This is a genomic window from Stenotrophomonas sp. BR163, from assembly GCF_047520985.2.
In the GTDB taxonomy this organism is placed as follows: domain Bacteria; phylum Pseudomonadota; class Gammaproteobacteria; order Xanthomonadales; family Xanthomonadaceae; genus Stenotrophomonas; species Stenotrophomonas sepilia.
This window is the reverse complement of sequence record NZ_JAXBRE020000025.1, coordinates 52003-61006: the sequence shown is the minus strand read 5'-3', so window position 1 is coordinate 61006 and position 9004 is coordinate 52003. Positions and strand designations below refer to the sequence as shown.

The 9004-nt window shown below is 63.3% G+C and carries 8 protein-coding genes; 2 read left to right on the top strand and 6 right to left on the bottom strand.

Annotated features, from left to right (window positions below):
- Nucleotides 1-507: 507 nt before the first annotated feature.
- Entirely contained in the window at nt 508-2472 is a 1965-nt protein-coding gene (locus ACM0PY_RS17200) for a M2 family metallopeptidase (protein ID WP_180886285.1), read from the top strand.
- 133 nt (nt 2473-2605) lie between these two features.
- Here the strand turns inward: ACM0PY_RS17200 and ACM0PY_RS17195 are convergent, their stop codons facing one another.
- The 3 genes from ACM0PY_RS17195 to ACM0PY_RS17185 are packed head-to-tail and all read right to left on the bottom strand — an operon-like array spanning nt 2606 to nt 5489.
- Nucleotides 2606-3481 carry a hypothetical protein gene (locus tag ACM0PY_RS17195; RefSeq protein ID WP_180886283.1) on the bottom strand — a complete coding sequence of 292 codons (876 nt, stop codon included), beginning with the start codon at nt 3479-3481 and terminating at the stop codon, nt 2606-2608.
- Nucleotides 3478-4707: an NUDIX domain-containing protein gene (locus ACM0PY_RS17190; RefSeq protein WP_134972689.1), complete on the bottom strand. Its 1230-nt coding sequence runs from the start codon at nt 4705-4707 to the stop codon at nt 3478-3480. Before ACM0PY_RS17190 ends, ACM0PY_RS17195 begins: the two co-directional genes overlap by 4 nt.
- Complete coding sequence (locus ACM0PY_RS17185) at nt 4704-5489, bottom strand: phytanoyl-CoA dioxygenase family protein (RefSeq protein WP_219633231.1); 786 nt, start codon at nt 5487-5489, stop codon at nt 4704-4706. Before ACM0PY_RS17185 ends, ACM0PY_RS17190 begins: the two co-directional genes overlap by 4 nt.
- 316 nt (nt 5490-5805) lie before the next feature.
- Between ACM0PY_RS17185 and ACM0PY_RS17180 the strand changes: the two genes are divergently transcribed.
- On the top strand, nt 5806-5904 hold the full coding sequence (locus ACM0PY_RS17180) for a M2 family metallopeptidase (protein WP_111177746.1): 99 nt from the start codon (nt 5806-5808) through the stop codon (nt 5902-5904).
- A 127-nt stretch (nt 5905-6031) separates the two neighbouring features.
- Here the strand turns inward: ACM0PY_RS17180 and ACM0PY_RS17175 are convergent, their stop codons facing one another.
- The 3 genes from ACM0PY_RS17175 to ACM0PY_RS17165 form a co-directional block, all read right to left on the bottom strand.
- Entirely contained in the window at nt 6032-6424 is a 393-nt protein-coding gene (locus ACM0PY_RS17175; RefSeq protein ID WP_005418286.1) for a hypothetical protein, read from the bottom strand.
- 82 nt (nt 6425-6506) lie between these two features.
- On the bottom strand, nt 6507-7403 hold the full coding sequence (locus ACM0PY_RS17170; protein WP_180886279.1) for a siderophore-interacting protein: 897 nt from the start codon (nt 7401-7403) through the stop codon (nt 6507-6509).
- A 144-nt stretch (nt 7404-7547) separates the two neighbouring features.
- Nucleotides 7548-8774: a multidrug effflux MFS transporter gene (locus ACM0PY_RS17165; protein WP_134970333.1), complete on the bottom strand. Its 1227-nt coding sequence runs from the start codon at nt 8772-8774 to the stop codon at nt 7548-7550.
- Nucleotides 8775-9004: the final 230 nt, after the last annotated feature.

Here is a 9004-nt window from a genome sequence, read left to right as displayed (position 1 = left end):
GGTCCGGTTGCGGGGGACGCTGCAAGTACGTCCATGTAAGCTCGGTCGCCGCATCCATGCGGCTCACGCCCCCGCAACCGGACCCACCCCGCCTTCGACAGTTTTCCGCGATCTGTTGGAACGATCTTGGGGTCAGATCCGTTTTCCGGAAGAAAACGGATCTGACCCCATTTTGATTGTCGATACCTGACAGATGTGTCGACCAAGGTCGACACCTACCAACAGCCGCCACGATCTGTCAGACGTGGGGCGGTGTGGGCTTGCAGGACCGTTGGCGCCATGGATGGCGCCATCGAGCCCCCATGGATGGGTTTACGGCGTGTCCTGCAAGCCCACACCGCCGCGCCATCCCACGGATACCCCGCTGTTGCGGTTGCTTCGGCGGTTGCTGTTGCTTGTGCTCTGGCCTCTGCGGGTGCCGGGCGCCGCCCGGCCGACTTCCGCCACTTGCGGTGGCAGCGACGGCCCACTAGCCTTCGGCCGTCGTTCACCACCCAAGGACCGCCCGTGAAACACCGTCATCTCCTGCTCGCCTCGGCAATCGCCGCCGCCACGCTGGCCCTGGCCGCCTGCAAGAAGGAAGCTGCCCCAGGCACCGATACCGCCAGCAGCAGCGCTCCGGCCGGTGAAACCGCCGACCAGTTCGTGGCCCGCATCAATGCCGAATTCAAGGCCGCTTACCCGGAGATGACCTCGGCGCAGTGGCTGTCCTCCACCTACATCAACGGTGATTCGGAACGCATTGCGGCCAAGGCCAATGAGCGTTCGCTGACCCAGCTCAACAGCTGGATCGAACAGGCCGCCAAGTTCGACGGCAAGCCGATGAGCGAGGACAGCAAGCGCGCGATCCACCTGCTGAAGCTGATGTCCTCGATGCCTGCACCGCGCGACCCGGCCAAACTGGCCGAGCTGACTCAGATCGCCACCCGCATGGAAGGCAGCTATGGCGCCGGCAAGTACTGCACCGATGCCAACGACCCGAACTCCTGCCGGCAGCTGGGCGAGCTGGAGCAGGTGCTGGCACGCAGCCGCGACTACGACAAGCAGCTCGACGCCTGGCAGGGCTGGCACAGCACCACCAAGAACATGCGCGGCGACTATCAGAAGTTCGTCGGCCTGGTGAACGAAGGCGCCAAGGGCATGGGCTTCACCGATGCCGGCCAGATGTGGCGCAGCGGCTATGACATGCCGCCGGAGCAGATCGGCCCGGAAACCGATCGCCTGTGGGAACAGGTCAAGCCGATGTACGAACAGCTGCACTGCTATGCGCGCGCCAAGCTGGACAAGACCTACGGCAAGGACAAGGCCGAAGTGGGCAATGGCCTGATCGCCGCGCACCTGCTGGGCAACATGTGGCAGCAGGACTGGTCCAACCTGTGGGACCAGCTGGAACCGTACCCGGGTGCCGGCAGCCTGGACATCACCGCTGCACTGGAAAAGCAGTACCAGACCAACCTGAGCGCGGCGCTGGCCAAGGCCGGCAAGGACGCCAGTGTGGCGGCCCAGTACAAGGCGCAGCGCGAAGCCGAACTGCGCACCGCCAAGCAGATGACCGAGCGCGCGCAGGACTTCTACGTGTCGCTGGGCATGCCGTCACTGCCGCAGTCGTATTGGGAAAAAACCCAGTTCATCAAGCCTGACGACCGCGATGTGGTCTGCCACGCCAGCGCCTGGGACATGAACATGGAAGGCGATGTGCGCACCAAGATGTGCATCAAGCCGAACGAAGAGAACTTCACCACCATCTACCACGAGCTGGGCCATATCTATTACGACCTGGCCTACAACCCGCTGCCGCCGCTGTTCCAGGGTGGTGCCAACGATGGCTTCCATGAGGCGATCGGCGACACCATCGTGCTGGCGATGACGCCCAAGTACCTCAGCTCGATCGGCCTGGTCGATGCACCGACCGAGAGCCGCGAAGCGGTCATCAACAACCAGATGCGCATGGCGCTGTCGGGCGTGTCGTTCCTGCCGTTCGGGCTGATGATCGACCGCTGGCGCTGGGGCGTATTCGATGGCTCGATCACCGCCGACAACTACAACAAGGCATGGTGGGACCTGAAGGCCAAGTACCAGGGCGTGGCCCCGGCCAGCAGCCGTGGCGAAGAATTCTTCGATCCGGGCGCGAAGTATCACGTGCCGGGCAACACCCCGTACACCCGTTACTTCCTGGCCCGCATCCTGCAGTTCCAGTTCTACAAGGGCCTGTGCGATGCGGCTGGATACAAGGGCCCGCTGCACGAGTGCACCTTCTACGGCAACAAGGAAGCCGGCCAGAAGTACTGGGCGATGCTGAGCAAGGGTGCCAGCCAGCCGTGGCAGGCCACGCTGAAGGAGCTGACCGGCACCGACAAGCTCGATGCCGGCCCGATGATCGAGTACTTCACACCGGTCAACGAGTGGCTGAAGCAGCAGAACGAAGGCCAGATGTGTGGCTGGCAGGCCAACGCCGCCCCGGCGGCGAAATGAGAAAAGGGGCGGGTCCGCAAGGATCCGCCCCCTTCTGTAGCGCCGGCCGCTGGCCGGCAGCTTGTGAGACCACAAGGCCCTTCAATGCGCTGCCCTTGGAAACGGGACATCTTTCCAATCTCCGTGGGCCAGTTCAGCGGAGTGCATTGTTCATGGCCTCGCGCCGCGCCGGCATGAATACATGAATGCCGCAGGCATCATCCACGGGCTTCATATCCAACTGGCTCCTCCCGGGAGAGGCTTCGAACTGCCTCAGTCTTGCCACCAATCGTGCCACGCCTGAAGTCGCCACGATCGACATTGCCTCGGCAACCTCCAATTCGCGGTATACCTCCCACAACCTCGCCAAGCCGTCACTACCGACGAGAACGTGGAGCGGCCTGCTGACGCTGAAGGAGATTACCGTTGCGTTCATGGCACTCCCCGCGTTAATCGTCAGCGCACTCGTGTCCACGTTGCGTTGCTGCTGTACGCGCCTTATCCGCAGGGCCTCGAGTTTTGCGCCACAGAATCCTGATGCTGGCTTCCACGCATTGAGACAAGCGGGCTCTGCGGTAATTCGCCTGCGCATTACATCTGCCCCCAGATCGTCCTGCACAACGTTGAAGAAGCAGTCTGCATACCGATAGACCGTCATCTCCACCTGGCCATCGAATTCGCTGATTTCCACCAGGACAGCCGCAGCCACCGGCCAACTCCACTCGGCGGCGACACCCTCAGAGCGTTCATCGAACTCGCGCTTGAGCTGGTCGATGATCTGCGCCAGCACGGACGTATCAAACGCGCGTTGACTGAACTCTGCCTTCAGACCCTCCGACAAGCGTCGCGCAAACCAGCCAGAATTGGATTCACCAGAAAAAACGGTAAATGGCTGGTCACTGAGCGGAGAGCCGCCATCAATCACCCAGATCAGGAGGCTGTCCCCTCGCGACAGATAACCCACCACATCCTCGTTCGGAACGTCCACATAGGCACCGCTGCATGCCTGGTCAATCCAGAACTCGGTCATACATTGACCTCAGTCGCCTTGGACATCGCGACTTGGAGAGTGCGAAGCCCTCCAGAGACGACTCGCTCATCCATGTAGTCATGTCGCAGGGACATTTCAATCGCGTCCGCGTCGCCAGGATCGAGAATGAACTCAGCCACCAGGCGAGGCTTGAAATTCATGAACGACAGCAGCACCAGCTCCTTGTGAGCACGGGACCAGACGGTGGGCTGACTGAACCTCACTCCCCGAAGCATCGATTCACTTCCAGCGGCTATTTTCCATATTTCTGCGATGCAGTCATAGTCAAGCCCATTTACTTCGCCGAACCTTCTGATCGCGGAATTGGCGCGGGTAAATGCTGGAACACTCGGGATGCAGAAGACACTGTCCAGCGCAGGTTCCTCCAATACCAGAACTCCGGAAACACTCAAACGACTGAGCAACCCATTCACGATCCGGGCGCGTTCCTTGAGGTGCAGCAGAGTAAACCGACAAGTGATCAGATCGAACTCGTCTCCAACGCCATCCCACTCTTCGATCTCTCTGAGATCAGCCACCGTGTAGCTGACGTTCCTGATGCCCAAAAGATCGGCTTCACGGGCAGACAAGGCCACTTGCTGCTCACTCGAATCCACACCCAACACGACCGAATCCGGACGCACCTTGGCCATCCATCGGGAGATGGACCCATGCCCGGCCCCCACTTCCAGGATCCTGCCTTTCCTGTCAGGAAGGTAGGTCTCGATGAACTCTTTCGTGCTGGCATCGTAAATATCGGCCGTTATGAGAAGGCGCTTCCTATCCCGCTCCCCGGTCGCTAGCGGATACTCCAGATCGCGCGCCGGAATCTGCCCCTCGTCTACACTCGACCACTGCTCAAGCTGCAATGCAGCGGACCAGTAGTACTCAGGCACATCCTCTGGCCGGGCCCCAACCACTTCCACCCATCTGAAGTCCGCATGTTCGTCGCTTAGACGGATCGCGCCCCCAGCATGCCCGCACCTGTAGAACACGAGCAGGACGCTCTTCCCTGGAACAATCGCGCAGGAGCGGCTGCCAAGGTAAGCAGCCTCTGTCACGACCAGCCCACACTCCTCAAGCACTTCCCGCGAAAGGGTTTCTTCCAGACTTTCCCCAACGTCAGGACGCCCTCCTGGAAGCTCAAGTTCGCCTCGCGGATTCCGTAGAAACAACACCCGCCCGCTTGAGTCTGCGATGACAGCCTTGACACTCACCGGGCTCATGGCGCTACTCCCAGCGGCTCGTGTCCGCGCGCATAGGCAGGCTCAGCGACCAACCGACGCTGCCGCTCCGTGAGAAGAGATGCATCGAATGGGATGGAAGGAGCTTCCGAGTGGTTCGGGGTGGCAGGCAGTATCGTCAACGCCGTGTGCTCAGGCGGCCGGCGGAAATACGAGTGATTGTTCATATAGCGCGCGAAAACGGCACGCCGCTGGCTTGATCCTGCCACAGCGTACGTGCCATGAACCAGCGCCTCTGAGAATACCAACGCGTCACCCGCATCAAGTGGGATGTGCCGCAACAGCTCATTGCCCTCGAGCTGCCGGCACGCGTCCGGCACCGGAAAATTTGCGCGGTGAGAGCCGGGAATGCAGCAGAAGTGATTGTGAGAGATCCCGTTGTCAGTCAGCGCGTACTGAACACCTATGAGACCTGCGTGGACACGACCATTCCGCACCCAGTAGTAGATGCCTTCGTCGAACATGTCTGCGTGATGGTGTAGGTTACCTGCGCTGCTCACAAATCTCTCGCTGGCACAGAACATGTGGTCCATACGGAACCGCCCCCTGAACACAGCTGTCAGGAAGCGGAAGACCGGCTCTGGGTCAACCAGCTGCCGCCACTCGTCACCCCAGTCCAGATTGACGTCATGAAGTGGCCCGTTCTCCAGGTGTTGCGACCAGTACTGCTGAAGTCTGCAAATATGCTCGGGGTCAAGGACGCCACGGAGGATGACGTAGCCGTTGAGGTCAAACTCGAAGTAGAGCTCTTCGATGGATTTCAAAGCACAGCACCTCTCGTCCATTGTGAAGGTTGGCGCGCATGAAGTTGGATTGCGCGCAACCTTTTATCCACCTTTTCTCCACGGACATCACTTCTATCTCGCATGACACTTCTGTAAGGAAATTCCGGAAAATCTGCATCTGTGACCTGTCCCACGTCCAGATGCTTCGAGTTTCCAGCGATCCAGCCCGCCGTCATGAAATAGAGTTTCTGAGAACGGAGTAGTCGTTCCGTACCTTGCCAAGGTAAGCGGTCGTTGCGCTGACGCTTTCGACTCAGGACACAAGTGAAAATCGCCTCATGGCGTCTCGTCGCCGATGACCGAGTACTTCACTCCGGTCAACGAGTGGCTGAAGCAGCAGAACGAAGGCCAGATGTGTGGCTGGCAGGCCAACGCCGCCCCGGCGGCGAAATGAGAAAAGGGGCGGGTCCGCAAGGATCCGCCCCTTCTCCGTGTTGTAGAGCCGAGCCATGCTCGGCTGCGTTTCCACCGTGCTGCGCACGGCAAGCCGAGCACGGCTCGGCTCTACAGATTCGGCGCGATCAGCTGTCCTTCTTCGCCGCCATCGCCGCGGCCAGTTCCGCCTTGAATTCCTCGAAGGTCTGGCCCTTCTCTTTCGCTTCGGCGTGCGCGGCGTCGCGCAGCGCATCGGAGTACATCAGGCGCACCGGCGTGCCGTTGCGCTCGTGCAGTTCACCGGCCTGCATGATCAGCGCCAGTACCTGTGCGGCGGAGTCACTGTGGCCGGCGATACGGCCGTCCATGCCCAGCACCCATTCGCCGTCGCGGCGCACGACACCGGCCAGCAGGGTGCGCTGCGCGTCGCGCAGTTCGGCATGCGGCTCCACCGGCGAGGCCTGGGCAGCGGCCTTGTTGGCGGCCTGCTTTTCCTGGCGACGGCGCTGGTCGCGGCGGGTCTTGGAGCTGGTGGACATGGTGCAATACCGCTGCGAGGGGGGCGCAAGGATAACGCACCCCGCCCGCAGCGCTGCTTCACGCGTGCTCGATCCAGCACGGTCAGTCCAGCACCTTGCCGTGCCGCCAGTAGCCCATGAAGGTGATCGCGCGGCGGTCCAGCCCGCAGTCGCGGACCAGGTGGCGACGGATCGCCATTACCGCCGCCGCCTCGCCTGCCACCCAGGCATACAGCGGCCCGGCCACGCGGGTATCGGCCTGCTCCCAGAGGATCTGCGTATCGACGTCGATCTCCTCCAGCGCATCGCCGGCAGCCGCGCCCGGGGCCGCTGCCAACCGCGCCTGGACCGCCTGTAGCAACGGCTGTCCGTAGGCGGCCCGCCCGCGCGGCAGCCAGACCAGCTCGGCGCTGGAGGGCGCCTTCAGGTGCACGGCATCACCGGCCTGCGCCACCTCCAGCAGCGCCAGCGTGCGCGGCGGATCGACCATGGCCGCCAGTTCCTCGAGGATGCCGGCCACCGCCGGCAGCGCGGTTTCATCCGCCACCAGCAGCACCTGGCCGACTCCCATCGGCGGTTTCCATTCCCAGCCTTCGCTGCTGTCGGCACAGTCGGCATCGGGGGCCAGCAGCACTACGCGGTCGCCAGGGCGAGCGTGGACGGCCCAGCGCGAGGCGGGGCCGGTCTCGCCATGGATGACGAAATCAACATCGACCTCGCCCAGCTCTGCACGCAGCTGGCGGATGGTGTAGGTGCGCATCGGCGGGCGCTGATCGTCCGGCAGCGCCCGGTAGCGCGGATACCAGTCCTCGCCGCAGGGCACCTGCGGCAGGTCCTGGCCAGGCAAGGGGAAGAACACCTTGATGCGCTGGTCCGGGCCTTCGGTCTTCATCCGCGCCACGTCGGCGCCGGTGAACACCATGCGATCCAGGGAAGGGGAAAGAACGCGGCGCTCCTTCAGCGCCACCTCGAACAGGCGGTAGGTCTGCTGCGCAGCCATTTGGGGGAAACCTCATGCAACGACATCGGATCGGCTGGCTGTCGTGCATCCACGCACCGGCTGGCTGGAGTGCCCAGCCTAGTCCGGCCGTTCCCTGCCGCAAGTGTTTCGGGCATCGTGGCCCGCCCTACCCCTGCGCGCTGCTCAGTGACCCGTGCAGGCTGCCTGCGCCGCACGCTCGCGCCGGTGTTCCCAGTACCAGAACACGAAACCGGCGCCGAAGAACGCCGCCTGGCCCAGTGCCAGGTGCAGCGGGCTACCGCTCAGCAGTGGTGACACCACGCCGGCCACCACGGTGCTGATCATCAGCTGCACAAAGGCCTGCAGCGACGAGGCCAGGCCGCGCTGATGCGGGTACATGTCCAGTACCGCCAGCGCCAGGATCGGGAAGATCAGCGCCATGCCCATGCCACCCAGGAAGATCGGCAGTACCGCCCATGGCAGCACGAACTGTGGCGACAGCACCACGTAGCCAACGTTCAACAGCACTGACAATGCGCACAGGCCGAAACCAATGGAGACCTGGCGGGTGGGCGTGGTGTGCCCGGCCATGCGCCCGGACAGGAATGAGCCGGTGGTCATGCCGCCGATGGTCGGGATGAACAACCAGGCGAAACCGCCCTCGCCCAGGTGCAGGTGCTGCATCACGAACACCGGCGCCGAGGAGATGTACAGGAAGATTCCACCAAAGCCGATGCTGCCGGCCAGGGCCAGGCGCAGGAAGCGTGGATTGAAACCGATGCGCACGTAATCACGCATCAACGCGCGCGGTGACAACGGCACGCGCGCTTCGACCGGATGGGTCTCCGGCAGGTAGCGTGCAGTGGCCGCCAGCAGGACCAGCCCGAACACCACCAGGAACCAGAAGATCAGCGGCCATCCCGCGCCACTGAGCAGGATCCAGCCACCGATGATCGGCGCGATGGCCGGGGCGATGCCGAACAGCATCGACACCTGGCTCATCAGGCGCTGCGCGTCGTGGCCATGGTAGAGATCGCGGATCACCGCGCGGCCGACGATCATGCCGACACCCGCCGACAGGCCCTGCAGCGCGCGGAACGCCAGCAGCGTGGCCAGATCGGTGGACAGCGCACAGCCGACCGAGGCGCCGACGAACACCACCAGGCCACCGAGGATCACCCGCTTGCGCCCCCACGCATCGGACAGCGGGCCATGCGCCAGGCTCATCAGGCCATAGAACAGCAGGTACACGCTGATGGTCTGCTGCACCGCCACCTCGTCCACCGACAGGCGCTGCGCCAGCTGCGGGAACGCGGGGAAGATGGTATCGATCGAGAACGGGCCGAACATGGCCAGGCCGGCAAGCAGCAGGGCCATGCGGCGGGTGGAGGGAGCAACGGCGGCGGTCATGAAGGAAGCGTCCGGCAGGGCCATGCGCGGCACGCACGGCGGGCGCCGGTCCCGCTGCAACGGGGACGGCGCCAGATGAATTCGGGTATCCGCCCATCATAGGTGGGGATTGCGCCCGATGCCATGCAGCGGTGCACAAAACGCACGGCCGGGCCATCGGCCATTCAGCCGCGGGCCCGCGCCGGGGCGCGGCCAGCGGGCCCACAACGGGCTATAATCGGCGGGCAACA

Bases quoted from the DNA above. Each gene is read 5' to 3' on its own strand.
- ACM0PY_RS17195 (WP_180886283.1), bottom strand. From the start codon at position 3,481: ATGACCGAGTTCTGGATTGACCAGGCATGCAGCGGTGCCTATGTGGAC.
- ACM0PY_RS17190 (WP_134972689.1), bottom strand. From the start codon at position 4,707: ATGAGCCCGGTGAGTGTCAAGGCTGTCATCGCAGACTCAAGCGGGCGG.
- ACM0PY_RS17180 (WP_111177746.1), top strand. From the start codon at position 5,806: ATGACCGAGTACTTCACTCCGGTCAACGAGTGGCTGAAGCAGCAGAAC.
- ACM0PY_RS17175 (WP_005418286.1), bottom strand. From the start codon at position 6,424: ATGTCCACCAGCTCCAAGACCCGCCGCGACCAGCGCCGTCGCCAGGAA.
- ACM0PY_RS17170 (WP_180886279.1), bottom strand. From the start codon at position 7,403: ATGGCTGCGCAGCAGACCTACCGCCTGTTCGAGGTGGCGCTGAAGGAG.
- ACM0PY_RS17165 (WP_134970333.1), bottom strand. From the start codon at position 8,774: ATGACCGCCGCCGTTGCTCCCTCCACCCGCCGCATGGCCCTGCTGCTT.